This window comes from Burkholderia sp. E168m15 (assembly GCF_016586105.1).
Lineage (GTDB): Bacteria > Pseudomonadota > Gammaproteobacteria > Burkholderiales > Burkholderiaceae > Burkholderia > Burkholderia orbicola.
Genome location: NZ_BCPO01000057.1, coordinates 14,731 through 39,267, shown reverse-complemented (window position 1 = coordinate 39,267; position 24,537 = coordinate 14,731). Strand labels below are relative to the sequence as shown.

23 protein-coding genes are annotated in these 24,537 nt (G+C 67.6%); 12 read left to right on the top strand and 11 right to left on the bottom strand.

The genetic code is table 11. The annotated features are described in order from the left end of the window. Window positions 1-2: 2 nt before the first annotated feature. The 7 genes from JMF86_RS09110 to JMF86_RS09080 form a co-directional block, all read right to left on the bottom strand. Complete coding sequence (locus JMF86_RS09110; RefSeq protein ID WP_006478632.1) at window positions 3-1,058, bottom strand: bifunctional UDP-4-keto-pentose/UDP-xylose synthase; 1,056 nt, start codon at window positions 1,056-1,058, stop codon at window positions 3-5. Then, complete coding sequence (locus JMF86_RS09105; protein WP_011549654.1) at window positions 1,055-2,002, bottom strand: formyltransferase; 948 nt, start codon at window positions 2,000-2,002, stop codon at window positions 1,055-1,057. The genes JMF86_RS09110 and JMF86_RS09105 overlap by 4 nt, the downstream gene beginning before the upstream one ends. Next, window positions 1,999-3,036: a glycosyltransferase gene (locus tag JMF86_RS09100; protein WP_011549655.1), complete on the bottom strand. Its 1,038-nt coding sequence runs from the start codon at window positions 3,034-3,036 to the stop codon at window positions 1,999-2,001. The genes JMF86_RS09105 and JMF86_RS09100 overlap by 4 nt, the downstream gene beginning before the upstream one ends. Window positions 3,037-3,042: 6 nt before the next feature. Next, complete coding sequence (locus JMF86_RS09095; RefSeq protein WP_041489547.1) at window positions 3,043-4,194, bottom strand: DegT/DnrJ/EryC1/StrS aminotransferase family protein; 1,152 nt, start codon at window positions 4,192-4,194, stop codon at window positions 3,043-3,045. A 130-nt stretch (window positions 4,195-4,324) separates the two neighbouring features. After that, the gene (locus JMF86_RS09090) at window positions 4,325-4,696 is read right to left on the bottom strand and encodes an EamA family transporter (protein WP_006478635.1); all 372 of its coding nucleotides are present in this window, start codon (window positions 4,694-4,696) and stop codon (window positions 4,325-4,327) included. Between the two features lie 13 nt (window positions 4,697-4,709). After that, the gene (locus JMF86_RS09085) at window positions 4,710-6,386 is read right to left on the bottom strand and encodes a glycosyltransferase family 39 protein (protein WP_011549657.1); all 1,677 of its coding nucleotides are present in this window, start codon (window positions 6,384-6,386) and stop codon (window positions 4,710-4,712) included. Between the two features lie 123 nt (window positions 6,387-6,509). Then, window positions 6,510-6,884 carry an Mth938-like domain-containing protein gene (locus JMF86_RS09080; protein ID WP_012328660.1) on the bottom strand — a complete coding sequence of 125 codons (375 nt, stop codon included), beginning with the start codon at window positions 6,882-6,884 and terminating at the stop codon, window positions 6,510-6,512. A 316-nt stretch (window positions 6,885-7,200) separates the two neighbouring features. Between JMF86_RS09080 and JMF86_RS09075 the strand changes: the two genes are divergently transcribed. The 6 genes from JMF86_RS09075 to JMF86_RS09050 all read left to right on the top strand — a co-directional run bounded on the left by JMF86_RS09075 (window position 7,201) and on the right by JMF86_RS09050 (window position 13,542). Next, the gene (locus JMF86_RS09075; protein WP_011549659.1) at window positions 7,201-8,439 is read left to right on the top strand and encodes a pyridoxal phosphate-dependent aminotransferase; all 1,239 of its coding nucleotides are present in this window, start codon (window positions 7,201-7,203) and stop codon (window positions 8,437-8,439) included. Between the two features lie 53 nt (window positions 8,440-8,492). Further along, window positions 8,493-9,821 (top strand): homoserine dehydrogenase, encoded by a 1,329-nt coding sequence (locus JMF86_RS09070; protein ID WP_006478639.1) that lies wholly within the window; start codon window positions 8,493-8,495, stop codon window positions 9,819-9,821. 10 nt (window positions 9,822-9,831) lie between these two features. Then, the gene (gene thrC / locus JMF86_RS09065) at window positions 9,832-11,283 is read left to right on the top strand and encodes a threonine synthase (RefSeq protein WP_011549660.1); all 1,452 of its coding nucleotides are present in this window, start codon (window positions 9,832-9,834) and stop codon (window positions 11,281-11,283) included. Between the two features lie 247 nt (window positions 11,284-11,530). Next, window positions 11,531-12,778, top strand: coding sequence for a gephyrin-like molybdotransferase Glp (gene glp, locus JMF86_RS09060; RefSeq protein WP_011549661.1), 1,248 nt, complete (start codon window positions 11,531-11,533; stop codon window positions 12,776-12,778). A 19-nt stretch (window positions 12,779-12,797) separates the two neighbouring features. Continuing rightward, window positions 12,798-13,055, top strand: coding sequence for a molybdopterin converting factor subunit 1 (gene moaD, locus JMF86_RS09055; RefSeq protein ID WP_006478642.1), 258 nt, complete (start codon window positions 12,798-12,800; stop codon window positions 13,053-13,055). 10 nt (window positions 13,056-13,065) lie between these two features. Continuing rightward, window positions 13,066-13,542: a molybdenum cofactor biosynthesis protein MoaE gene (locus JMF86_RS09050; protein ID WP_011549662.1), complete on the top strand. Its 477-nt coding sequence runs from the start codon at window positions 13,066-13,068 to the stop codon at window positions 13,540-13,542. Window positions 13,543-13,609: 67 nt separating this feature from the next. On the opposite strand, the gene JMF86_RS09045 is transcribed toward JMF86_RS09050, so the two are convergent. Next, complete coding sequence (locus JMF86_RS09045) at window positions 13,610-14,155, bottom strand: group III truncated hemoglobin (protein WP_201316962.1); 546 nt, start codon at window positions 14,153-14,155, stop codon at window positions 13,610-13,612. A gap of 243 nt (window positions 14,156-14,398) precedes the next feature. Between JMF86_RS09045 and JMF86_RS09040 the strand changes: the two genes are divergently transcribed. Both JMF86_RS09040 and clpB read left to right on the top strand, forming a co-directional pair. After that, the gene (locus JMF86_RS09040) at window positions 14,399-14,914 is read left to right on the top strand and encodes an Rrf2 family transcriptional regulator (RefSeq protein ID WP_011549664.1); all 516 of its coding nucleotides are present in this window, start codon (window positions 14,399-14,401) and stop codon (window positions 14,912-14,914) included. Between the two features lie 153 nt (window positions 14,915-15,067). Then, window positions 15,068-17,665 carry an ATP-dependent chaperone ClpB gene (clpB, locus tag JMF86_RS09035; protein WP_011549665.1) on the top strand — a complete coding sequence of 866 codons (2,598 nt, stop codon included), beginning with the start codon at window positions 15,068-15,070 and terminating at the stop codon, window positions 17,663-17,665. A gap of 126 nt (window positions 17,666-17,791) precedes the next feature. Here clpB and JMF86_RS09030 read toward each other — a convergent pair whose 3' ends face one another. Together JMF86_RS09030 and JMF86_RS09025 are read right to left on the bottom strand one after the other, a co-directional pair. Then, window positions 17,792-18,223: a YidB family protein gene (locus JMF86_RS09030; RefSeq protein ID WP_006478647.1), complete on the bottom strand. Its 432-nt coding sequence runs from the start codon at window positions 18,221-18,223 to the stop codon at window positions 17,792-17,794. An 88-nt stretch (window positions 18,224-18,311) separates the two neighbouring features. After that, window positions 18,312-18,923 (bottom strand): helix-hairpin-helix domain-containing protein, encoded by a 612-nt coding sequence (locus JMF86_RS09025; protein ID WP_011549666.1) that lies wholly within the window; start codon window positions 18,921-18,923, stop codon window positions 18,312-18,314. 296 nt (window positions 18,924-19,219) lie between these two features. Between JMF86_RS09025 and JMF86_RS09020 the strand changes: the two genes are divergently transcribed. Together JMF86_RS09020 and JMF86_RS09015 are read left to right on the top strand one after the other, a co-directional pair. Beyond that, window positions 19,220-19,681, top strand: coding sequence for a MerR family transcriptional regulator (locus tag JMF86_RS09020; protein ID WP_006478649.1), 462 nt, complete (start codon window positions 19,220-19,222; stop codon window positions 19,679-19,681). After that, the gene (locus tag JMF86_RS09015; RefSeq protein WP_011549667.1) at window positions 19,665-20,099 is read left to right on the top strand and encodes a carboxymuconolactone decarboxylase family protein; all 435 of its coding nucleotides are present in this window, start codon (window positions 19,665-19,667) and stop codon (window positions 20,097-20,099) included. Before JMF86_RS09020 ends, JMF86_RS09015 begins: the two co-directional genes overlap by 17 nt. 19 nt (window positions 20,100-20,118) lie before the next feature. Here the strand turns inward: JMF86_RS09015 and JMF86_RS09010 are convergent, their stop codons facing one another. Then, window positions 20,119-22,038, bottom strand: a complete 1,920-nt coding sequence (locus JMF86_RS09010) for a sigma-54-dependent Fis family transcriptional regulator (protein ID WP_011549668.1) — start codon at window positions 22,036-22,038, stop codon at window positions 20,119-20,121. A 535-nt stretch (window positions 22,039-22,573) separates the two neighbouring features. On the opposite strand from JMF86_RS09010, the gene JMF86_RS09005 reads away from it, so the two are divergent. Both JMF86_RS09005 and JMF86_RS09000 read left to right on the top strand, forming a co-directional pair. Continuing rightward, window positions 22,574-23,632, top strand: coding sequence for an ATP-NAD kinase family protein (locus JMF86_RS09005; RefSeq protein WP_054927898.1), 1,059 nt, complete (start codon window positions 22,574-22,576; stop codon window positions 23,630-23,632). A gap of 66 nt (window positions 23,633-23,698) precedes the next feature. Beyond that, the gene (locus JMF86_RS09000; protein WP_011549670.1) at window positions 23,699-24,475 is read left to right on the top strand and encodes an SDR family NAD(P)-dependent oxidoreductase; all 777 of its coding nucleotides are present in this window, start codon (window positions 23,699-23,701) and stop codon (window positions 24,473-24,475) included. Window positions 24,476-24,537 lie beyond the last annotated feature (62 nt).

Genomic DNA, 24,537 nt, shown 5'->3' with positions numbered 1-24,537 from the left:
GGTCAGCCTTGCTGTTCGACGAGCGCGCGCGCGTCGGCGACGTGGCCGCGATACGCTTCGAAGATGTTGCGCAGCGCGTCGTCGAACGTCGCCTGCGGCGCCCAGCCGAGCTCCTGCATCGTATTGTCGATCTTCGGCACGCGGTTCTGCACGTCCTGGTAGCCGTTGCCGTAGTAGGCGCCGGACGTCGTTTCGACGAGCTTCACCTGCTTGGCCGAATCGGCGTACTCGGGGAATTCTGCGGCCAGTTCGAGCATCTTGTGCGCAAGCTCGCGAACCGAGAAGTTGTTCTTCGGATTCCCGATGTTGTAGATCTTGCCCGACGCGACGCCGCCCTTGTTCTCGATGATCTTCATCAGCGCGCTGATGCCGTCGCCGATATCGGTGAACGCGCGCTTCTGCGAACCGCCGTCGACGAGGCTGATGTTCTCGCCGCGCACGATGTGGCCGAGGAACTGCGTGACCACGCGCGAGCTGCCTTCCTTCGGCGTGTAGATCGAGTCGAGGCCCGGGCCGATCCAGTTGAACGGACGGAACAGCGTGAAGTTCAGGCCTTCCATCCCGTAACCCCAGATCACGCGGTCCATCAGCTGCTTCGAGCACGCGTAGATCCAGCGCGGCTTGTTGATCGGGCCGTAGGTGAGCGCCGACGCGTCCGGGTCGAACTGCTCGTCCGAGCACATGCCGTAGACCTCGGAGGTCGACGGGAACACCAGGTGCTTGCCGTACTTGACGGCCGAGCGCACGATCGGCAGGTTTGCCTCGAAGTCGAGCTCGAACACGCGCAGCGGCTGCTGGACGTAGGTGGCCGGCGTAGCGATCGCGACGAGCGGCAGGATCACGTCGCACTTCTTCACGTGATACTCGACCCACTCCTTGTTGATCGTGATGTCGCCTTCGAAGAAATGCATCCGCTCGTGGTTGACGAGGTCGCCCAGCCGGTCGGTCTGCATGTCCATGCCGAACACTTCCCAATCGGTGGTTTCAAGAATGCGTTTCGACAGGTGATGGCCGATGAAGCCGTTCACACCCAGGATCAGGACTTTTTTTGCTTTCATGAATGACGGGAAGAATGAATGAACTGCGCGAATTCCGCGGGCGTCACGACGGTTTCGCTGCCGTCGCGCTGCTGCCGGAGTTCGAGAATGGATAGGGCGCGGCTGTCGCCGCAGACGCCGAATAGCGCATTATCGCTTACGTGCAGGCCGGGCGGCAAATCCGCCGCGGCGGCCGCTGCCGCGCTGCCGGGCGCCGCGAGGCGCGCCCGCGCGATCACGAAGCGCGCGCCGTCGACGTCCGTGAATGCGCCCGGATACGGGGGCGCGACCGCGCGCACCAGGTTGTAGACCTGCGCGGCCGGCTTCGACCAGTCGACGCGGCCGTCCTCGGGCTTGCGCCCGCCGTAGTAGCTGCCGGTCGCGAGATCGTTCGGCAGGTGCGGCGCCTCGCCCGCGAGCAGCGCGGGCAGCACGCGCCACAGCGTCTGCTCGGCAGCCACCGTGACTTTGTCGAACACCTGCGCAGCCGTGTCGTCCGGCAGGATCGGCACCGCGGTCTGGGCGATGATCGCGCCCGCGTCGGGCTTGGCGGCCATCTCGTGCAGCGTCGCGCCGGTCTCGGTCTCGCCGTTCAGCACGGCCCAGTTGGTCGGTACCCGACCCCGGTATTTCGGCAGCAGCGAACCGTGCATGTTGTACGCGCCGCGCGGCGCGATCGCGAGCAGGTCCACCGGCAGCATGTGGCGGTAGTAGAACGAGAAGATGAAATCGGGCTGCGCGTCGGACACCGCGCGGCGCAGCGCCGGATCGGCGGGATCGGCCGGCGTGAGCACCGAAATGCCGTGCTCGGCCGCGACGGATGCGACGCTGCCGAACCAGATGTTCTCGTTCGGATTGTCCTCGTGCGTGACGACCAGCGCGACGTCGACGCCGCGTGCGAGCAGCACCTGCAGGCACCGCACGCCGACGTTGTGATACGCGAAGACGACCGCGCGCGGCTTCATTGCGCGGCTCCCGGGCGGTTCGCGGCGGCCGGCACCGGCGGCACGCCGTCGTGCTGCTCGAGCACGGCCTGGATCAGGTAGCGGGGACGCGCGCGCACCTGCTGGTAGATGCGGCCGACGTATTCGCCGAGCAGGCCGAGCGCGAAGATGATCACGCCGAGCAGGAAGAACGTGATCGCGAACAGCGTGAACACGCCTTGCACTTCCGCGCCGACGATGAAGCGGCGCACGAGCAGCAGCACGAACAGCGCGGCGGAGCCGAGCGACAGGATCACGCCGATGAACGACAGCCACTGCAGCGGCACGACCGAGAAGCCCGTCACGAGGTCGAAGTTCAACCGGATCAGGCTGTACAGCGAATATTTCGATTCGCCCGCGAAGCGTTCCTCGTGCGCGACCTCGATTTCGGTCGGCCTCTGCGCGAACGTGTACGCGAGCGCGGGGATGAATGTGTTGACTTCACCGCACACGTTGATCGTGTCGATGATGCGGCGGCTGTACGCGCGCAGCATGCAGCCCTGGTCGGTCATCTTGATGCGCGTGATGCGCTCGCGCAGCCGGTTCATCATCTGCGACGCCTTGCGCCGCCACAGGCTGTCCTGGCGCTGCTTGCGGATCGAGCCGACGTAGTCGTAGCCCTCGCGCATCTTCGCGATCAGCTTGCCGATTTCCTCGGGCGGGTTCTGCAGGTCGGCGTCGAGCGTGATGACGATCTCGCCGCGCGACTGCGCGAAGCCCGCGAGGATCGCCATGTGCTGGCCGTAGTTGCCGTTGAGCAGCACGATGCGCGTCGTGTCGGGCCGTACGTGGAACTGATCGGCGAGCATCGCGGCCGAGCGGTCGCGGCTGCCGTCGTTGATCAGGATCACTTCGTACGACGTGTCGAGTGCGTCGAGCGCCGGATACAGCCGCGCGAACAGCGCGGCGAGGCCGTCTTCCTCGTTGTACACGGGGATGATGACCGACACTTCCGGCCGGCCGGCGTCCAGATGCGCGGCGCCCGGATGCCCGGCGCGTGCTTCAAGGTGACTCATGTACGCTTATTTTCCGTATTGTTCGCAAATCTGATTGACGGCGTCGACCACGCGACGCACGTCGCCTTCCGTCATCTGCGTAAACAGCGGCAGCGTGACGGTCGACGCGCCGTACCGTTCGGCGTGGGGGAACATGCCCTCCTTGAAGCCGCGCGCACGATACAGCGTGAAAAGATGGATCGCCGGGTAGTGGATGCCGGTGCCGATGCCGCGTTCCTTCATTTGCGCCATGAATTCGGCGCGCGTGATCGTCAGCCGCTCGAGCGGCAGCGTGACCAGGAACATGTGCCAGTTGCCGTTCTCGAATTCGGCGACCGGCAGGCCGAGGCCCAGCTTCACGGCCGCGCCGCCGTCGAACGCGGCGAAATACGCACGGGCGAGCGCGCGGCGCTGCGCGGTGAAGCGCTCGATGTGCGGCAACTGGCCGAGGCCGACGCGCGCGGCGACGTCGGTCAGGTTGTACTTGCCGCCGAGCACGTCGCAGTCCATCCCGTCGAAGCCGGTGCGCGTGATGCCCTGCAGCCGATACTTCTGCGCGAGCGCCGCTTCGTCCTCGTTGTTCAGCACGAGCGCGCCGCCTTCGATCGTCGTCAGGTTCTTGTTCGCGTGGAAGCTGAACGACACGATGTCGCCGATCGCGCCGATGCGCTTGCCGTTCCACGTCGAGCCGAACGCCTGCGCGGCATCCTCGATCACGCGCAGCTTGTGCGCGCGGGCGATCGCGTACAGGCGGTCCATGTCGACCGGCAGGCCGGACAGGAACACGGGGATGATCGCCTTGGTGCGCGGCGTGATCGCCTGCTCGAGCTTGTCGAGGTCGATGTTGCGCGTGACGGGGTCGATGTCCGCGAACACGGGCGTCGCGCCCGTCTCGATGATCACGTTGCTGGTCGAGACCCACGACGCCGGCGTCGTGATCACCTCGTCGCCGGGGCCGACGCCGGCGATGCGCAGGCCGATCTCGAGCGTGCAGGTGCCCGAATTGAAGGCGCGAACCGGACGGCCGCCGCAGTACTCGGACAGCGCGGCCTCGAATTTCTGGCACTGCGGGCCGGTGGTGATCCAGCCCGAGCGCAACACGTCGACGACGCCCTGGATGGTTTCCTCATCGATCTCGGGGCGGGTGAACGGCAGAAACGGAGCGGTAGTCTGGCTCATGAACGCGTTGGGCCTGTAATGGCGTGTAATAAAAGGGTCGGGCGATCCGCCCGAAACCGGCATTAAACACCGGTTGGCGGATTCGTACCGTGATTTTTTGTAGGCGGACGCTTAACGGCGCGGGCCGCGCTCAGCTGCGCGCCAGCACGAGCACACCGATCAGGATGATGCCGATGCCGACGAGCTTCTGGACCGACAGCACCTCGCCGAACAGGTACCACGCCGCGAACGCGTTGACGACGTAGCCGAGCGACAGCATCGGATACGCGATCGACACGTCGACCCGCGACAACCCGACGATCCACACCACGACGCTCAGTACATAGCAGCCGAGGCCGCCGATGATCGGCAGCTGGGTCGCGATCTTCAGGCCGACCGGGAGGATGTTCGCACGGCTGAATTCGAAGTGTCCAACGGCGTTGACGCCGGCTTTCAGCAGAAGTTGCGCACAGGCGTTGAGCATCACGCCGGTGACGATGCAGACGAACGAAACGGGGTTCATGCGGGGGACGTCCTTACGATTGCGGTTTCTCGACGATCACGCGGCGGTTGTCGCGCGCGATCACGCGCATCGGCACGCCTTCCTTGACCAGCGCGTCGTACTGGCCGGGCGGCATGATCGCGAGCGCATGGGTGTCCTGCTTCCAGCGCGTGATCCATTCGCCGACGGTCGGGACCCACTTGTTCGGCTCGACCGAGATCCCGAACGCGAGCTCGTCCTGGCGCTGGACCATGATCGTCGTGTGGCCCATGTAGAACGGGAACGTGTGATCGAGCATTTCGATCGAGTAGAACGGCGTATCGGGCGGCAGCTTCGCCAGCTCGGCGCGCACGGCCGGTGCGAGCAGCGCGCCCGAGCTGTAGCGGCCGAACTCGTCGTGTCCGGTACCGCCGATCGTGCCGAACGCGAGCCACGCGGCGCCGAACGCCGCGAGCGCGGCGGCCACGCCCGCGCGGCGGTTCAGCCAGGCGGCCGCGAGCGTCAGCGCGGCCGAGACCGCGAGGCCGGCGTACAGCCACATCTGGAACGCCCGGTACAACGCGTTCGGCGTGCGGGCGTCGCCCTGGTACGCGAGGAAGATGATCCCGAACGCCGCGGCGACGAAGAACACGAGGTAGCCGAGCAGGTGGCGGCGGAAGCGCTCGGCCGTCATCAGCGGCAGGTAAGCGCCGATGATCAGCGCGAGCGCCGGCGCGACCGGCAGCACGTACGAGATCAGCTTCGAATGCGACGCGCTGAAAAACAGGAAGATGAACGCGCTCCAGATCAGCAGCACGAGCATCGGCGAGAAGCCGTTCGGCTGGCGCGGCATGCGCAGCGCATGGCGGATGCTCTGCCACGCGACCGACAGCCACGGCAGGAAGCCGACCAGCAGCACGGGCACGAAGTAGTACAGCGGGCCCGGGCGGTTCTGTTCCGGGGTCAGGTACCGGCGGAACTGCTGGACGACGAAGAAGAAGTTGAAGAACTCGGGGTTGCGCTGCTGGACCAGTACGAACCACGGCGTGACGATCGCGAAGAAGATCACGAGGCCGCTGACGAGATACAGGCGCTTCCACAGCGCCCAGTCGCGCGCGATCAGCGTATACAGCACGAGCACGGCGCCGGGCAGGATCAGCCCGACGAGGCCCTTGGACAGCACCGCGAACGCCATCGCGGCCCAGCACGCCCACATCCAGCCGCGTACCGCCGCCGGGCGCAGCCCGGGCCGCTGCGCGAGCAGCAGCGAGCAGAGCGACAGCGCCATCCAGAACGCGAGCCCCATGTCGAGCGCGTTGAAGTGGCCCATCAGGTTCCAGTACGGCGCGCTGGCGAGCACGACGGCCGCGAGGAAGCCCGACAGCGGGTTGAACAGGCGCGCGCCGGTGTAGCCGACGAGCAGCACGCCGGCGAAGCTCGCGACGGCCGTGTAGAGGCGCGCCTGCCATTCGCCGATACCGAACCACGCGAACGTCAGCGCGTTCAGCCAGGTCTGCAGCGGCGGCTTCTCGAAGTACTTGTAACCGTTGTAGCGCGGCGTGATCCAGTCGCCGGTGACGAACATCTCGCGCGCCATTTCCGCGTAGCGGCCTTCGTCGCTCGGGATCAGGTGGCGCAGCCCGAGTGGCGCGAACCAGACGATCGCGAGCGCGACGAGCAGGAGGACGAGCGTGATGCGATTGAGCGGTAGCCTCGACGGCGTATCGTTCATGGGTTTTCAGCCTGTTGGTTGTTGTGACGGGGCCGCCGGCGGGCAGCGCCGGGGCGGGCGGCCTGGCCGGGCCGATCGGGGGATCGACCCGCTGCGCCGGCCCGAGTTTTACCGCATCGGGGATTAACGTTCAATTAAGAGCGCGGCGGCGACTTTGCGGCCCTCGGCCATCAGGATGTTGTAGGTGCGGCAGGCGGCCTGGAAATCCATCGTCTCGACGCCGATCCGCTTCGCGGTGAGCGCCGCGACGAGGCGCGGGTGCGGAAAGCGCAGCCGCGCGCCGCTGCCGAAGATCACGAGTTCGGGCGTCGGGTCGAGCAGCATCGCGAAATGCTCGGGCGCGAGCGCGTCGAACGACGACACGGGCCAGGCCTGGACCGGCGCGCCGGGCAGCACGATGACGCTCGTTTCATGGCGTTCGAGATTGACGTCGACATAATCGGGGCCGTAGCCGGTGACGGTGTTGAGCGCGCCGCTCGTGTCCTGGTGCAGTTTCAAATCGGTATTCCGCGGTTCCGTAGGGGAATGGATGGGCCGGGCCGCAGGGGCCCCGCTGGCCGGTTTCGCGCGCCGGGGCACGCGCGGACGCCCGACGGCGCGGGCCCGGCGCGGCTATGGTGCATTGCGAAAGTCGGCCAAAATCCGCTAAATTATAACTTTTTGGTCGCCCCCGGGCGCCACTTGCGTCGTGCGTCGCCACAAGCCGCGTCCGACCGCCGCTTTTTCCCAGTCTAGACAGCGCGCACAGACCGGCCGCTTTCCAGTTTTGATCCCGTCCCCCCGGCCGCAAGGCCAACCCAGGAACCGTGTCGTCGTGAAACCGATTCAGAAGTCGAACAAGCTGCTCAACGTCTGCTACGACATCCGTGGCCCGGTGCTCGAGCACGCGAAGCGCCTCGAGGAAGAAGGCCACCGCATCATCAAGCTGAACATCGGCAACCTCGCGCCGTTCGGTTTCGACGCGCCCGACGAGATCATCCAGGACATGATCCGCAACCTGCCGGCGTCGTCCGGCTATTCGGATTCGAAGGGCGTGTTCTCGGCGCGCAAGGCGGTGATGCACTACACGCAGGAAAAGGGCGTCGTCGGCGTCGGCCTCGACGACATCTACATCGGCAACGGCGCGTCCGAGCTGATCGTGATGGCGACCCAGGCGCTGCTGAACGACGGCGACGAAGTGCTGCTGCCCGCGCCCGACTACCCGCTGTGGACGGCGGCCGTGAGCCTGTCGGGCGGCACGCCCGTGCACTACGTGTGCGACGAGCAGAACGCGTGGATGCCCGATCTCGACGACATCCGCAGCAAGATCACGCCGAACACGAAGGCGATCGTCGTGATCAACCCGAACAATCCGACCGGCGCGCTTTATTCCGACGAATTGCTGCTCGAACTGCTCGAGATCGCGCGCGAGCACGGGCTGATCGTGTTCGCCGACGAGGTCTACGACAAGATCGTCTACGACGGCCTCGAGCACACGGCGCTGGGTTCGCTGTCCGAGGACGTGATCACCGTCACGTTCAACAGCCTGTCGAAGAGCTATCGCTCGTGCGGCTATCGTGCGGGCTGGATGGCCGTGTCGGGCCTCGGCGGCGACAACCGCCGGCGCGCGAAGGACTACCTCGAAGGGCTCGGCATCCTGTCGTCGATGCGCCTGTGCGCGAACGTGCCCGGCCAGTTCGCGATCCAGACGGCGCTCGGCGGCTACCAGAGCATCAACGAGCTGATCGTGCCGAACGGGCGCCTGTACAAGCAACGCGAACTCGCGTATGACATGCTGACGTCGATCCCGGGCGTGACCTGCGTGAAGCCGCAGGCCGCGCTGTACATGTTCCCGCGCCTCGACCCGAAGCTCTACCCGATCCAGAACGACCAGCAGTTCATTCTCGACCTGTTGCTCGAGGAGCGCGTGCTGCTCGTACAGGGCACGGGTTTCAACTGGGCGACGCCGGACCACTTCCGCGTGGTCTTCCTGCCGAACCTCGACGACCTGGCCGATTCGATCAACCGGATCGCACGCTTCCTCGACGGCTACCGCAAGCGCCATTCGGTCTGAGCGGGCAGGGCCACACGGAACTCACTACTTCTTACTCATCGATCACACGCAGCATGGAACCGATCAAAGTTGGCCTGTTGGGCTTCGGCACCGTCGGCAGCGGCACCTTCACGGTGTTGCACCGCAACCAGGAAGAAATCAAACGACGCGCGGGGCGCGGCATCGAGGTCGCGCGCATTGCCGTGCGCAACCCCGCCAAGGCGCAGGCCGCGCTCGGCGGCAACGCCGGCACCGCGCAGATCACCGATGATTTCAATGCGGTCGTCGACGATCCGTCGATCGCGATCATCGCCGAGATGATCGGCGGCACGGGCATCGCGCGCGAGCTCGTGCTGCGCGCGATCGCGAACGGCAAGCACGTCGTGACGGCGAACAAGGCGCTGCTCGCGGTGCACGGCACCGAGATCTTCGAAGCCGCGCGCGAGAAGGGCGTGATGGTCGCGTTCGAGGCGGCCGTCGCCGGTGGCATCCCGATCATCAAGGCGCTGCGCGAAGGCCTGACCGCGAACCGCATCCAGTACATCGCCGGCATCATCAACGGCACGACGAACTACATCCTGTCGGAAATGCGCGACCGCGGGCTCGACTTCGCGACCGCGCTGAAGGCCGCGCAGGAGCTCGGCTACGCGGAAGCCGATCCGACCTTCGACATCGAAGGCGTCGACGCCGCGCACAAGGCGACGATCATGAGCGCGATCGCGTTCGGCGTGCCGGTGCAGTTCGACCGCGCGTACGTCGAGGGCATCAGCAAGCTCGACGCGACCGACATCCGCTATGCGGAAGAACTCGGCTACCGGATCAAGCTGCTCGGCATCGCGCGCCGCGCCGCCAACGGCATCGAGCTGCGCGTGCACCCGACGCTGATCCCGGAAAAGCGCCTGCTCGCGAACGTCGAGGGCGCGATGAACGCGGTCGTCGTGCACGGCGATGCAGTCGGCACGACGCTGTACTACGGCAAGGGCGCGGGCGCGGAGCCGACCGCGTCGGCCGTCGTCGCGGATCTGGTCGACGTCACGCGCCTGCACACGGCCGATCCCGAGCATCGCGTGCCGCACCTCGCATTCCAGCCGGACAGCCTGTCGAACACGCCGATTTTGCCGATCGAGGAAGTGACGAGCGGCTACTACCTGCGCCTGCGCGTGGCCGACCAGACCGGCGTGCTCGCCGCGATCACGCGCATCCTCGCCGAATCGGGCATCTCGATCGACGCGCTGCTGCAGAAGGAGTCGGAGCAGATCGACGGCGCGAACGGCGAGACCGACATCATCCTGATCACGCACGAGACGGTCGAGAAAAACGTCAACGCGGCGATCGCGCAGATCGAGAGCCTGGCGACGGTGGTCTCGAAGGTAACGAAGCTGCGCATGGAAGCGCTGAACTGAGGCTGACGACATGAACTACATCTCCACGCGCGGCGCCGGCATCGGCGAGCGCCATACGTTCTCCGACATCCTGCTCGGCGGTCTCGCGAAGGACGGCGGCCTCTACCTGCCGGCCGAGTATCCGAAGGTGTCCGCCGACGAGCTCGCGCGCTGGCGCACGCTGTCGTACGCGGATCTCGCGTTCGAGATCCTGTCGAAGTTCTGCGACGACGTGCCGGCCGACGACCTGCGCGCGATCACGCGCCGTACCTACACGGCTGCCGTGTACAGCAACACGCGCCACGGCGAGAACGCATCCGACATCACGCCGCTGAAGACGCTCGGCACCGAGCACGGCACGGCGCTGTCGCTGCTCGAACTGTCGAACGGCCCGACGCTCGCGTTCAAGGACATGGCGATGCAGTTGCTCGGCAACCTGTTCGAGTACACGCTCGCGAAGCACGGCGAAGCGCTGAACATCCTCGGCGCGACGTCGGGCGACACCGGCAGCGCGGCCGAATACGCGATGCGCGGCAAGGCCGGCGTGCGCGTGTTCATGCTGTCGCCGCACAAGAAGATGAGCGCGTTCCAGACGGCGCAGATGTTCAGCCTGCAGGACCCGAACATCTTCAACCTCGCGGTCGAAGGCGTGTTCGACGACTGCCAGGACATCGTGAAGGCCGTGTCGAACGATCACGCGTTCAAGGCGCAGCAGAAGATCGGCACCGTCAACTCGATCAACTGGGCGCGCGTCGTCGCGCAGGTCGTGTACTACTTCAAGGGCTATTTCGCGGCGACGCGGTCGAACGACGAGCGCGTGTCGTTCACGGTGCCGTCGGGCAACTTCGGCAACGTCTGCGCGGGCCACATCGCGCGGATGATGGGGCTGCCGATCGCGAAGCTGGTGGTCGCGACCAACGAGAACGACGTGCTCGACGAATTCTTCCGCACCGGCGCGTATCGCGTGCGCAGCGCCGAGCACACCTATCACACGAGCAGCCCGAGCATGGACATCTCGAAGGCATCGAACTTCGAGCGCTTCGTGTTCGACCTGCTCGGCCGCGATCCGGCGCGCGTGATGCAACTGTTCCGCGACGTCGAGGAGAAGGGCGGCTTCGATCTCGCGGCGAGCGGCGATTTCGCGCGCGTGGCCGAATTCGGTTTCGTGTCGGGCCGCAGCAGCCACACCGACCGCATCGCGACGATCCGCGACGTGTTCTCGCGCTACGACACGATGATCGATACGCATACGGCCGACGGCGTGAAGGTCGCGCGCGAGCATCTGGAGGCCGGCGTGCCGATGGTCGTGCTCGAGACGGCGCAGCCGATCAAGTTCGGCGAGACGATCCGCGAAGCGCTCGATCGCGAAGCCGAGCGGCCGGCCGCCTTCGACGGGCTCGAGGCGCTGCCGCAGCGCTTCGAGGTCGTGAAGGCCGACGCGCAGCAGGTGAAGGACTTCATCGCCGCCCATACGGGCGCATGACGCACGGCCGGGCCCGCGGGCCCGGCGGCGCAGGACGGCCGGAATGCCGATTCGTCGAACGGATCGGGGTTCCGGCCGTTTCGTTTGGTACTCAGGTTTGGCACGCGGCCATCGTCCGTCGCGCGAAACAAGTGCCAGACCCGTGCGTTCGCGCCGATTACAGTCTTCGCATGTTCGCCATATCGCGCGTCCGCGTGACGGCGTCGCTACAATGACGTATTGATTCCAACGATCCCCGATTCCATCGATGTCGAACCCGAATCCCGCGGCGCCGCGCGCGCCGATGCTGTCGACCGCCGAGGCGCTCGCCGCGCTGCTCGACGCCGCGAAGCCGCTGCCCGGCGCCGAAACCGTCGCCACGCTCGACGCGCTCGGCCGCGTGCTGGCGGCCGACGTGAGCTCGCCGCTCGACGTGCCGCCGATGCATACCAGCGCGATGGACGGCTATGCGGTGCGCGTCGCCGATTTGTTGCACGGCGATCGACGGTTGCCGGTTTCGCAGCGCATCCCGGCCGGCCATCCGGCGCAACCGCTTGCGGCCGGCACGGCCGCGCGGATCTTCACCGGCGCGACGGTGCCGCCCGGCGCCGACGCCGTCGTGATGCAGGAGCAGGCAGCGGCCGACGGCGACGCGGTCGAGATCCTGCACACGCCGAAGGCCGGTGAATGGATCACCGCGCAGGGCGCGGACATCCGCCAGGGTGCGGTGATCCTCCCGGCCGGCACGCGGCTCACGCCGCAGGCGCTGGGTCTCGCCGCGTCGGTCGGCTGCGCGCGGTTGTCGGTCGCGCGGCGGATTCGCGTGGCGGTGTTCTTCACCGGCGACGAACTGACGATGCCGGGCGAGCCGCTGAAGCCCGGCGCGATCTACAACTCGAACCGCTTCACGCTGCGCGGGCTGCTCGAGCGGCTCGGCTGCCACGTGACCGACTACGGGATCGTGCCAGACTCGCTGGCCGCGACGCGCGACACGCTGCGCGCGGCCGCCCGCGATCACGACGTGATCCTGACGAGCGGCGGCGTGTCGGTCGGCGACGAGGATCACGTGAAGCCGGCCGTCGAGGCCGAAGGGCGGCTCGCGCTGTGGCAGATCGCGATGAAGCCCGGCAAGCCGCTCGCGTACGGCGCGGTGCGGCGCGGCGACGAGCGCGCCGATGCGCACTTCATCGGGCTGCCCGGCAACCCCGTCTCGAGCTTCGTCACGTTCCTGCTGTTCGTGCGGCCGTTCCTGCTGCGCCTGTCCGGCGTGCGCGACGTCGCGCCGCGCGCGTTGTCGCTGCGTGCCGATTTTTCGCAGAGCAAGGGCGACCGGCGCAACGAATTCCTGCGTGCGCGCGTCAACGCAGCCGGCGGTCTCGACCTGTTCCCGAACCAGAGCTCGGCCGTGCTGACGTCGACGGTCTGGGGCGACGGCCTGATCGACAATCCGCCGCAGCATGTGATCAGCGCAGGCGAGACCGTGCGTTTCATCCCGTTTTCCGAATTGCTGTCGTAACGCGACGGCTTCCCGAACCATGAAGATTCAACTGAAATTTTTTGCAAGCGTGCGCGAGGCGCTGGGCGTGGCCGATGAAGAAGCCAACGTGCCGGACAGCGTGACGACCGTCGGCGACGTGCGCGCATGGCTGCGCGTGCGCGGTGGCGCGTGGGCCGATACGCTCGCCGAAGGGCGCGCGTTGCGCATGGCGTGCAACCACGAGATGACCGATCCCGACACGCGGCTCACCGAGGGCTGCGAGGTCGCGTTCTTCCCGCCGGTGACGGGTGGTTGAGGCGGCTGTCATGGCGACGATACGAGTCCAGACCGACGATTTCGACCTGAATGCCGAAGTGGCGGCATTGCGTGCGCGCAACCCGAAGATCGGTGCGCTCGCGTGCTTCGTCGGCACGGTGCGCGACCTGAACGAAGGCGATGCGGTCGCCGCGATGGAGCTCGAGCACTATCCCGGCATGACCGAGAAGGCGCTCGAGCGGATCGCGGCCGAGGCCGGCCGGCGCTGGCCGGGCATCGACGTCGCGATCGTGCATCGCGTCGGCAGGCTGCTGCCGCTCGACCAGATCGTGATGGTCGCGACGGTCGCGTCGCACCGCGGCGATGCATTCGCGTCGTGCGAATTCGTGATGGACTATCTGAAGACCGAAGCGCCGTTCTGGAAGAAGGAAACGACGCCGGACGGCGAGCGCTGGGTCGATGCGCGCAGTACCGACGACGCCGCGCTCGCGCGCTGGGGCGTCGAGTCGGGCAACACGCCGCGCTGAGCTGAGCGCGGCGCGCGGGCGGTGCGGCGATGTGTCGCATGCGCGCCGGTGTCGCACACGACGGGCGTTACGCGTCCGGGTCGATGCCGCGCCCGATGATCTTCGTCGGAAACGGCTCGCCGCGGGCGCGCGACGGCAACGCGTGCGGATCGTCGCCCGCGTCGCGGCGGCGCGGCGCGATCGCGTCGAGCAGCGCCTGCTGCTCGGGCGGAATCCGGTAGTCCCAACCGAACCGGCTCAACTGCAGGCTCTGCGCGATCCGCAGCGCGGGCTCCATGAAGCGGATCGCCGCGGGCGGCGCGTAGCGCGCTTCGACCGTTTTCAGGAACAGCGACAGCCAGCGGCTGAAATGGGCCGGCTCGACCCCGTCGAGCGGCTGGTGCGCCTGTTGCACGTTGCCGCGATAGCCCTTGGTGCCGAGCACGAGGCTCGACCAGAACGTCACCATCTTCGGCAAATGATCGTCCCAGCGGCCGGCGAGCTTCGCGTCGAACACCGGCCCGAGCAGCGGATCGGCGCGCACGCGGTCGTAGAACGCGTAGACGAGATCGCGGATATTGTCTTCGGTCGGCTCGGCGTCGCGGGGGCGGGCCGATGCGGGCAGGGCAGTCATGACAAAAAGGGCCGGTAGATCGGAGCAGCGGCGGGACAGCAGCGGGGCGGGCGGCGCGGGTGACGAGCAGGACGCCGGCCGGATTTTGACGCAAAATAGCGTCCAACAACCCCTGGAAAACGTGTGGATGTCACGCATCTTATTGCGCGCCCGCGATCCCGGCAACCCGGGGCCGCGCAACGGCGCCATCGATCGGCCCGGTTCACATAATCGGGATACGATCGATATTTTCCGTATTCGCTCATGAGACTCACCGACTACACCGACTATTCGCTGCGCGTGATGCTGTACCTGGCGGTGCGCGGCGAAGGGCTCGCGACGATCCAGGAGATCTCGGACGCCTACGGCATCTCGAAGAACCATCTGATGAAAGTCGTCCAGCAGCTCGGCGAGCTGGGCTGGGTCGACACCGTGCGCGGCCGCAACGGCGGGCTGCGGCTGTTCGCCGATTCGCTGCAACTGACGGTCGGCGAGGTCGTGCGGGCCACCGAAAACGACTTCGCGCTGGTCGGCTGCTTTTCGGCCGACGGCGTCGAGTCGCGCGGCTGCGTGATCGAGCCGCAGTGCCGGTTGAAGGGCGTGCTGGCGGCCGCGCGCGATGCCTTCTTCGCGGAGCTCGATCGTCATACGCTCGGCGAACTGGCCGAGCCTGCATCGCCGCTCGCGTCGCTGCTCGGCATCCGTCCGGCCGTGCTCGTGCGTGCCGCGCCGGTGCAGGACGAAGCGCAGGCAGCCGAGCCGGCGTCCAAGACCCACTGACACGCGGGCGTCCCGCGCGCCCATCCCGTCGCGCCCTCCGGACCGTTTTCAGGCGATCCGGCAATTTTTGCGCTGAATCAACCCGAATTTCGCTTGAAAGCCGCATAACCATCCTCATCTTGGTGTTAATCGAAAATTGGAGGTCTCGACTAAATGAGAATCGACAAGCTCACCACCAAGTTCCAGGAAGCACTCGCGGACGCGCAAAGCCTCGCGGCAGGCCGCGACAATCAATACATCGAACCCGTTCACGTGCTCGCGGCACTGGTCGCGCAGCAGGACGGCTCTGCCCGCTCGCTGATGTCGCGCGCGGGCGTTCACGTGCAGGCGCTGCAAGGCGCGCTGAACGAAGCCATTTCGCGCCTGCCGCAAGTGACGGGCACGGGCGGCGACATCCAGATCGGCCGTGAACTCGCCGGGCTGCTGAACCAGGCCGACAAGGAAGCGCAGAAGCTCAACGACACGTTCATCGCGAGCGAGATGTTCCTGCTCGCCGTGTCCGACGACAAGGGCGACGCCGGCAAGCTCGCGCGCCAGCACGGCCTCACGCGCAAGTCGCTCGAAGCCGCGATCGCCGCGGTGCGCGGCGGCTCGCAGGTGCACAGCCAGGATGCGGAAAGCCAGCGCGAGGCGCTGAAGAAATACACGGTCGACCTGACCGAGCGCGCCCGCGCGGGCAAGCTCGATCCGGTGATCGGCCGCGACGACGAAATCCGTCGCTCGATCCAGATCCTGCAGCGCCGCACCAAGAACAACCCGGTGCTGATCGGCGAGCCGGGCGTCGGCAAGACCGCGATCGTCGAAGGGCTCGCGCAGCGGATCGTCAACGGCGAAGTGCCCGAGACGCTGAAGGGCAAGCGCGTGCTGTCGCTCGACATGGCCGCGCTGCTCGCCGGCGCGAAGTATCGCGGCGAGTTCGAGGAGCGCCTGAAGGCGGTGCTCAACGACATCGCGAAGGACGAAGGCCAGACGATCGTCTTCATCGACGAAATCCACACGATGGTCGGCGCGGGCAAGGCCGAAGGCGCGATGGATGCAGGCAACATGCTGAAGCCGGCGCTGTCGCGCGGCGAACTGCACTGCATCGGCGCGACCACGCTCGACGAATACCGCAAGTACATCGAGAAGGACGCCGCGCTCGAACGGCGCTTCCAGAAGGTGCTCGTCGACGAGCCGAGCGTCGAGGCGACGATCGCGATCCTGCGCGGGCTGCAGGAGAAGTACGAACTGCACCACGGTGTCGACATCACCGACCCGGCGATCGTCGCCGCGGCCGAGCTGTCGCATCGCTACATCACCGACCGCTTCTTGCCCGACAAGGCCATCGACCTGATCGACGAAGCCGCTTCGAAGATCAAGATGGAAATCGATTCGAAGCCCGAAGAGATGGACAAGCTCGACCGTCGTCTGATCCAGCTGAAGATCGAGCGCGAAGCCGTGAAGAAGGAGCAGGACGAAGCGTCGCAGAAGCGCCTGCAGCTGATCGAGGAAGAGATCGACCGCCTCGGCCGCGAATATGCGGACCTGGAAGAGATCTGGACCGCCGAGAAGGCCGCGGTGCAGGGCAGCGCGCAGCTCAAGGAAGAGATCGAGAAGGTGCGGGCGGATATCGCGCGCCTGCAGCGTGAAGGCAAGCTCGAGAAGGTCGCCGAGCTGCAGTACGGCAAGCTGCCGCAGCTCGAGGCCCAGCTGAAGCAGGTCACGCAGGCCGAAGAGCAGGAGCAGCACAACCCGACGCGTCCGCGCCTGCTGCGCACGCAGGTCGGCGCCGAGGAAATCGCGGAAGTCGTGTCGCGTTCGACGGGCATTCCCGTGTCGCGGATGATGCAGGGCGAACGCGAGAAGCTGCTGCACATCGAGGAAAAGCTGCACGAGCGCGTGGTCGGCCAGGACGAGGCGATCAGCGCGGTGGCGGACGCGATCCGTCGTTCGCGCGCGGGTCTCGCCGATCCGAACCGTCCGTACGGCTCGTTCCTGTTCCTCGGCCCGACGGGGGTCGGCAAGACCGAGCTGTGCAAGGCGCTGGCGTCGTTCCTGTTCGATTCGGAAGAGCATCTGATCCGCATCGACATGAGCGAGTTCATGGAGAAGCACAGTGTCGCGCGGTTGATCGGCGCGCCGCCGGGCTACGTCGGCTACGAGGAAGGCGGTTACCTGACGGAAGCCGTGCGTCGCAAGCCGTACAGCGTGATCCTGCTCGACGAGATCGAGAAGGCGCATCCGGACGTGTTCAACGTGCTGCTGCAGGTGCTCGACGACGGCCGCATGACGGACGGGCAGGGGCGCACGGTCGACTTCAAGAACACGGTCATCGTGATGACGTCGAACCTCGGCTCGCAGGTGATTCAGGCGATGACGGGCGCGCCGCAGGACGAGATCAAGGACGCGGTGTGGCTCGAGGTGAAGCAGCATTTCCGCCCCGAGTTCCTGAACCGGATCGACGACGTCGTGGTGTTCCATGCGCTCGACCGCAGCAACATCGAGTCGATCGCGAAGATCCAGCTGGCGCGCCTGCACGACCGGCTCGCGAAGCTCGACATGGCGCTCGACGTGTCGCCCGCGGCGCTCGAACAGATCGCGAAGGTCGGCTACGATCCGGTGTTCGGTGCGCGGCCGCTGAAGCGCGCGATCCAGCAGGAGATCGAGAACCCGGTCGCGAAGCTGATCCTCGCCGGCCGCTTCGGTCCGAAGGACGTGATCCCGGTCGACGTCAACGACGGCCAGTTCGTGTTCGACCGCGTCGTGCACTGATCGCCTGCCATCGGCAGCGTGCCCGGTTCGCACCGGGCGCAAAAACAAACACCCCGCCTCGGCGGGGTGTTTGCATATGGAGCGGCCGAAACCGCTATGCCGGATGCCGGCCGCTGCGCGGCGGGCTTACGCCTGCTTGTTGCCGCCGAACATGCCGGCAAGCTGCGTGAGCGTGCCGAGCACGTTCGACGTGTCCACCTGGCCGCTGGCCGGCACTTCACCGTTCGGCGTCGCGCCGTTGACGACGTGCGGCAGCACCTGCGCGAGGATCGACGACGCCTGCGACGGATCGATGCCGACCTTGCTCGCGAGCGAGCCGACGACGTCCGAGCCGAGCACGTTCTGCAGCGTGTCCGGCGAGATCGGCTGGTTTTCGCCGGTGCCGACCCACGAACCGATGATCTCGCCGGCACCGCCGGCCTTGAACTTCTCGATCAGCCCGTTCAGGCCGCCCGGCTGGTTGTTGATGAATTCGAGCGCGGTCGTGATCAGCGCGCTTTGCGAGTTGCCGCCGGCCTGGCCGCCGATCAGACCGCCAACGATGTCGAGGAGACCCATGGTTCTTCACCTTCACTGAAAAGGGCGCCGTGACGACGGCGCCCGTTGAACGAATGCCGCGCGCACGCCGTCGCGCGCGCGGCGCACATCAGGCGCCCGACGCCGCGGCGGCGGAGGCTGCCTTGTCCTTCTTGCTCTTCTTCTTCGAACCCTTCGTTGCCTTCGTGGACGACGCGGCCGCCGGTGCGCTCGCACCCGCGTCGGCGGATGCCGCTGCCGCCGCTGCCGCCTTTTCCTTCTTCGACGCGCGCTTGGTCTTGGCCGGCTTGGCGGCCGCGTCCGGTGCACTAGCCGCCGGCGCGGGCGCCGCGGTCGTCGTGCCGGCCGTCGCGGTCGTGGACGTCGCGGCGGTGCCTGCCGACGTCGTGGTCGACGTGGTCGCGGACGTCGTCGCGGCCGGTTTCGACAGCTTCACACCCTTCGGCGGCGTCGACGCGCCGCCGATCGTCAGGCCGTTTTCCTCGAGATGCCCGACCGACTTGGTACCGAGGCCCTTCACGCGGTTCGCGAGATCGTCGGCGTCCTTGAACGGGCCGTTCTTGGTGCGTTCGTCGATGATCGCCTTCGACTTCACGGGCCCGAGCCCCTTCACGGATTCGAGCGCGGCCTGGTCGGCCGTGTTGACTTCGACGGCCGCGGCAAGGCCTGCGGCAAGCGACAGCGATAGCGCGACGAACAGCATCAGCAGCTTTTTCAGCATGGCAAAGGCTCCCTGGTTCTGACGGATGAATGGTTGTTGCAACGGACGGCGACGTGCGAGTTGGCCGGGCGTCGCGTTAAGCATAGGACAAATGCGTGCCCTTTTTGAGACAGGCTGACCGAATCTTGCTGAAGGCTTGCGGTGCTGTAAAGGCCGAACCCGATGCCGGGCGCCGATTTTGACGATTCTTTACGGTGTCGCCGGCGTATTGCGAGGGGCGCGCGGAAAAACGCCGCACTGGCCGTCAGACAATGCTTGACTTAGAGTGAACTCTAACTCCTAACCTTGTTCCTGCCATGTCGAAAACCGTATCCCAACCCTCCGCCGCCGGTCCGCTGACGATCGGGCAAGTCGCCGAACTGACGGGCGTGTCGACGCACACGCTGCGGTATTACGAGCAGGCCGGGCTGCTGCGCGCGATCTCGCGCACGGCGGCCGGGCACCGGCTCTATGCGCCGGCCGACCTTGACTGGCTGGCCTTCGTGATGCGCCTGAAGGCGACCGGCATGCCGATCGCGCAGATGCAGGCGTTCGCGGTGCTGCGCGAGCAGGGCGAGTCGACGTTCGGCGCGCGGCGCGACTTGCTGGTCGCGCATCGCGACGCGGTGCGTGCGCATATCGCGGAGCTGCAGGCGAGCCTCGACGCGATCGGCGACAAGATCGCGTACTACGAGGCGCGGGAACGGGAAACGGAACGACGGGCGAAACCTTCTCACTCTTTATCGGAACAGGACGGACACGATGGAACGACTCGTTGAGGATCGCTACACGCGCGGCTGGAACAAGCTCAAGGAAATCGACGGCGAAGCGGGCGAACGCGTGATCGCGGCGCTCGCGCCGATCGCGCCGGACTTCGGGCGGCTCCTGGTCGAATTCAGCTTCGGCGACATCTACAGCCGGCCGCAGCTCGACCTGAAGGCGCGCGAAATCGCGACGATCGCCGCGCTGGCCGCGCTCGGCAACGCGCAGCCGCAACTGAAGGTGCATATCGAGGCCGCGCTGAACGTCGGCTGCACGCGCGACGAGATCGTCGAGGTGTTCATGCAGATGGCCGTGTATGCGGGGATGCCCGCCGCGCTCAACGCGTTGTTCGCCGCGCACGAGGTGTTCACGCGGCGCGACGAAGCGGCCGGCGTGACGGACCACCCGAACGAAGCGGCCGGGCAGCCCGCATGACCAGGCATGCGCCCGTGCGTCACGCGCGGTGCGGCGCGACGATCCGGTACTTCGCGATGCGCCGGTACAGCGTCGCGCGCGACATGCCGAGCGCCCGGGCGGCCGCGTCGGGCCGCCAGCGGTGCATGGTGAGCGCGGCGACGATGCGGCTGCGTTCGTCGTCGGGCAGCGCGCCCGCCGGCGCGCCGCCGAGTTGCGCGGCGAGGTCGGTCGGCAGGTCGCGCCGCGTCACGCGCGCGGCGTCGCACACCGCGCACGCATAGCGCAGCACGTTGCGCAGTTGCCGCACGTTGCCCGGCCATGGATACGCGGCGAGCTGTTCGGCGAGCGTCGCGTCGAGCGTGAGCACGTGGCCGGTCGCTTGCGCTTCCTCGGCGAACACGGCGGCGATCACGTCGCGCACGTCCGCGCGTTCGCGCAGCGGCGGCAGGTCGAACGTCGCGCCGCTCAGCCGGTAGTACAGGTCTTCGCGGAACGTGCCGTCGGCCACCATCCGCCCGAGATCGCGGTGCGTCGCGCAGATCACGTCGAGATCGACGCGCACGGGCGTATCGCTGCCGAGCGGCACGACCTCGCCGTCGGCCAGGACGCGCAACAGGCGCGTCTGCAGCGCGAGCGGCATGTCGCCGATTTCATCGAGAAACAGCGTGCCGCCGTCGGCGAGCGCGATCTTGCCGCGCGCGCCGTGCTTGCGTGCGCCGGTGAACGCGCCGGCCGCATAACCGAACAGTTCGCTCTCGATCAGCGCTTCCGGCAGCGCGCCGCAGTTGACGGCGATGAACGGCCGCGCGCGCCGTGCGCCGGCGTCGTGGATCGCGCGGGCGAACACTTCCTTGCCCGCGCCGGTTTCGCCGAGCACGAGGATAGGCAGCCGCTTGCTCGCGACGCGCAGCGCGAGTTCGGCCTGTTGCGCGATGCGCGCGTCGCTGCTGTGCAGGAACGGCGTCAGCGCGCCGACGTGACGCGGCGCGGTGGTGCCCGGGCGGCGCGATGCAGCGGCCGGTTCACGGCCGGCGCGTCGTAGCGGCGCGCGCAGCCGCGCGTAGAGCGGTGCGCCGGTCGCGCGCACCCGCAGCGCGACGATGGCATCGAGCCGCGCCGCATCGCGCAGCGGCATCTCGGTCGCGTCGAAGATCTCGTCGATATGGCGCGGCTCGCGCAGCGCCGGCAGCGCATCGCGCGCGTGCCGGTTCGCGGCGACGATGTTGCCGCATTCGTCGAACGCGATCAGCCACTCCGGTTGCGCCTCGACGTAGTGACGGTTCGGATGCCCGAACAATATCCAGTGCTGCGCGGTGCTGTGCACGAAGTAGCCGTCCTCGATCAGCGCCGCGCTCTGCCGCACGAGCTGATAGACGAGGCGCTGGCTGTCGCGGCCGTCGGGCGAATGCACGGCCGACGCGTCGAGCACGCCGATCAACTCGCCGCCCGGCGAGAAGATCGGCGCCGCGCTGCAGGTGAGCGTCGTGAACGCGGCGCGAAAGTGATCGGTCTTGTGCACGGTGATCGGCGCGAGATCGGTCAGCACGCTCGCGACACCGCAGGTTCCTTCCTCGCTTTCCGACCAGCACGAGCCGATGTGCAGCCCCGCGTGACGGAAGTCGTTGCGGCGTTCGCGGTCGATCCGGTAGTCGATCGTCACGCCGTGCGCGTCGGTCAGCATCACGCAGTAATCGGCGACGCGGATCATGTCGTGCAGCCGCGTCAGGCACTGGCCCGACGCGCGCAGGAAGGCTTCCTCCTTGTCGCGCACTTCGCGCAGTTCGGCCGCGGTCAGCACGCGCGGGCCGATCGACGAAGCGGGGTCGAGACGGTAGCGCTCCAGCGATCGTTGCCACGACGACACGAGACGCGCGGAATCCGCCGGCGCGGGCAGGCGTCCGGCGAGCGCGCCGAGGACACGATCGGCGTGCTGGGCCTGGGGGACGGCGTAGGGCATGGTCGGCTCCGGTTCCGTACGGCGGGGATGTCGCTGTTCTTGTAGCACATCCGGTCCTGCGGATCACATTGCATCGCAGCACGCGGCGCGCGTGAGACGGTCGTCTCACCGGTGTCGCGCCGTGTCTCGCGCGGTTGAGACGGCCGCATGCGTGGCGTGCGGCGCTCGGCCGGCGCGGCGCTGCATGCGCGGCGCCGCGCGAACGCGGGGTTGGCGGGCGGAATGCCGGGCAGGCGCGGGTGCCGCGACGACCACGTCGCCGTATCGACGACGTGAGACGCCGCGGCGAATTCGATGTGTGCTGCGTCGTCACGGCCAAGCATCCCGAATTCGCGTGTGCCCGCCGCGCCAGTGCGGACGCGGGTTTCGTGGCCATCGCACGCGCGATGGCACGCTGCTTGCAGAGATGACGGGCAAGCCGGTGCGATTGCGTCGGCGACGACGATCCGCCGCCCGTCGATGGCAGCGGACGAAACAGGCAGGGCCGATGCGTGCGCCAATGCGCCGGCCCCGCCCACTGGATGGAGACAAATCCGTGACGACGCCCGTTACCGTCGGCGTGATCGCGAACCCCGCTTCGGGGCGCGACATCCGCCGCCTCACGACGCATGCATCCGTGTTCCCGACCGCGGAGAAGGCGAACATGATCGTGCGCCTGCTGGCCGGCCTTGGCGCGATGGGCGTCGAGCGCGTGCTGACGCTGCGCGACCGCACGGGTATCGCGACGCTGCTGCTGCGCGCGATCGACACGCATCGCGCGGTCGCGCCGCACGAGCGCTGGCCGCAGGTCGAATTCGTCGACTTGCCGATCACCGATTCCGTCGCCGACACGCAGGCCGGCGCGGCCTATCTGCACCGGATGGAAGTGGCGCTGATCGTCGTGCTCGGCGGCGACGGCACCCATCGCGCGGTGGCCGCGCATTGCGGCGCGACGCCGCTCGTCGCGCTGTCCACCGGCACCAACAACGCGTTTCCCGAACATCGCGAGGCGACCGTCGCCGGCGTCGCCGCAGGGCTTGCCGCGACCGGCGCCGTGCCGGCCGAGGTCGCGTTCGTGCGCAACAAGCGGCTCGTCGTGCGCTGCGTCGCGGGCGCGCAGCCGGGGCGCGAGGAGATCGCGCTCGTCGACGTGTGCGCCGCGCGGCAGCGCTTCATCGGCGCACGCGCGATCTCCGGCTCCGACGACATCGATTCGCTCTACCTGACGTTCGCGGAACCGGACGGCATCGGCTTGTCCGCGCTCGGCGGCGCGTGGGCGCCGCTCGAACGCAGCGCGCCGCACGGGCTCGCGATGCGCTTCGCGCAAGCCGGCAACGCGGCCGGCACGCCGCTCGTCGCGCCGATCGCGCCGGGGCGCGTCGACCGTGTCGTGATGCGCAGTTGCGAGCGGCTCGAGCCGGACACGTGGCACGCGATCCCGTTCGAGCGCGGCACGCTCGCGTTCGACGGCGAGCGCGAGATCGAGGTCGCGCGCGGCGATCGCTACGAGATTGCGCTCGACTGGCACGGGCCGCTGACGGTCGACGTCGGCCGCACGCTGCGCTACGCGTCGTCGCGGCAACTGCTGCGCGACGCGGGTGCGTGGCAGGACTAACGATCGACGGTTGGTTTCACGCACCGGCATTTCGACATCCATCACGATCATCAAGGAGACATCGCCATGACAGCCCCTCTCGAAGGACAGGTCGCCATCGTCACGGGCGGCGCGCGCGGCATCGGCCGCGGCATCGCGCTGACGCTCGCCGGCGCCGGCGCCGACATCCTGCTGGCCGACCTGCTCGACGACGCGCTCGACGCCACCGCGCGCGAGGTGCGCGCGCTCGGCCGGCGGGCCGCGATCGCGAAGGTCGACGTCACGCAGGCCGCGCAGGTCGACGCGATGGTCGCGCAGGCGCTCGCCGACCTCGGCGGGCTCGACATCCTCGTGAACTGCGCGGGCGTGATCAGCATTCATCCGGTCGCCGAACTGACCGAGCGCGACTGGGATTTCGTGATGGACGTGAACGCGAAGGGCACGTTCCTCGGCTGCCGGGCGGCGCTCGCGCACCTGAAGGCGCAGGGGCGCGGCCGGATCATCAACGTCGCGTCGATCGCGGGCAAGGAAGGCTTTCCGAATCTCGCGCATTACAGCGCATCGAAATTCGCGGTCGTCGGCTTCACCAACGCGCTGGCGAAGGAGCTTGCGCGCGACGGCGTGACCGTCAACGCGATCTGCCCGGGCATCGTCCGTACCTACATGTGGGACCGGCTGTCAGACGAATGGAAGACCGACGGCGAATCGGTCGAGGAATCGTGGCAGCGGCACCAGTTGACGCTGATTCCGCAGGGCCGCGCGCAGACCCCGGAAGACATGGGCCGGCTCGCGCTGTTCTTCGCGACGATGGACAACGTGACGGGCCAGGCCGTGAACGTCGACGGCGGCTTCACGTTCCACTGACGGCCCCAGGCCGTGCAATCCGCCGCCACGGCATGGCCGGGGCGGCATTCGCAGTCAGACCT

Bases quoted from the DNA above. Each gene is read 5' to 3' on its own strand.
- JMF86_RS09110 (WP_006478632.1), bottom strand. From the start codon at position 1,058: ATGAAAGCAAAAAAAGTCCTGATCCTGGGTGTGAACGGCTTCATCGGC.
- JMF86_RS09105 (WP_011549654.1), bottom strand. From the start codon at position 2,002: ATGAAGCCGCGCGCGGTCGTCTTCGCGTATCACAACGTCGGCGTGCGG.
- JMF86_RS09100 (WP_011549655.1), bottom strand. From the start codon at position 3,036: ATGAGTCACCTTGAAGCACGCGCCGGGCATCCGGGCGCCGCGCATCTG.
- JMF86_RS09095 (WP_041489547.1), bottom strand. From the start codon at position 4,194: ATGAGCCAGACTACCGCTCCGTTTCTGCCGTTCACCCGCCCCGAGATC.
- JMF86_RS09090 (WP_006478635.1), bottom strand. From the start codon at position 4,696: ATGAACCCCGTTTCGTTCGTCTGCATCGTCACCGGCGTGATGCTCAAC.
- JMF86_RS09085 (WP_011549657.1), bottom strand. From the start codon at position 6,386: ATGAACGATACGCCGTCGAGGCTACCGCTCAATCGCATCACGCTCGTC.
- JMF86_RS09070 (WP_006478639.1), top strand. From the start codon at position 8,493: ATGGAACCGATCAAAGTTGGCCTGTTGGGCTTCGGCACCGTCGGCAGC.
- thrC (WP_011549660.1), top strand. From the start codon at position 9,832: ATGAACTACATCTCCACGCGCGGCGCCGGCATCGGCGAGCGCCATACG.
- glp (WP_011549661.1), top strand. From the start codon at position 11,531: ATGTCGAACCCGAATCCCGCGGCGCCGCGCGCGCCGATGCTGTCGACC.
- moaD (WP_006478642.1), top strand. From the start codon at position 12,798: ATGAAGATTCAACTGAAATTTTTTGCAAGCGTGCGCGAGGCGCTGGGC.
- JMF86_RS09050 (WP_011549662.1), top strand. From the start codon at position 13,066: ATGGCGACGATACGAGTCCAGACCGACGATTTCGACCTGAATGCCGAA.
- JMF86_RS09045 (WP_201316962.1), bottom strand. From the start codon at position 14,155: ATGACTGCCCTGCCCGCATCGGCCCGCCCCCGCGACGCCGAGCCGACC.
- JMF86_RS09040 (WP_011549664.1), top strand. From the start codon at position 14,399: ATGAGACTCACCGACTACACCGACTATTCGCTGCGCGTGATGCTGTAC.
- clpB (WP_011549665.1), top strand. From the start codon at position 15,068: ATGAGAATCGACAAGCTCACCACCAAGTTCCAGGAAGCACTCGCGGAC.
- JMF86_RS09030 (WP_006478647.1), bottom strand. From the start codon at position 18,223: ATGGGTCTCCTCGACATCGTTGGCGGTCTGATCGGCGGCCAGGCCGGC.
- JMF86_RS09025 (WP_011549666.1), bottom strand. From the start codon at position 18,923: ATGCTGAAAAAGCTGCTGATGCTGTTCGTCGCGCTATCGCTGTCGCTT.
- JMF86_RS09020 (WP_006478649.1), top strand. From the start codon at position 19,220: ATGTCGAAAACCGTATCCCAACCCTCCGCCGCCGGTCCGCTGACGATC.
- JMF86_RS09015 (WP_011549667.1), top strand. From the start codon at position 19,665: ATGGAACGACTCGTTGAGGATCGCTACACGCGCGGCTGGAACAAGCTC.
- JMF86_RS09010 (WP_011549668.1), bottom strand. From the start codon at position 22,038: ATGCCCTACGCCGTCCCCCAGGCCCAGCACGCCGATCGTGTCCTCGGC.
- JMF86_RS09000 (WP_011549670.1), top strand. From the start codon at position 23,699: ATGACAGCCCCTCTCGAAGGACAGGTCGCCATCGTCACGGGCGGCGCG.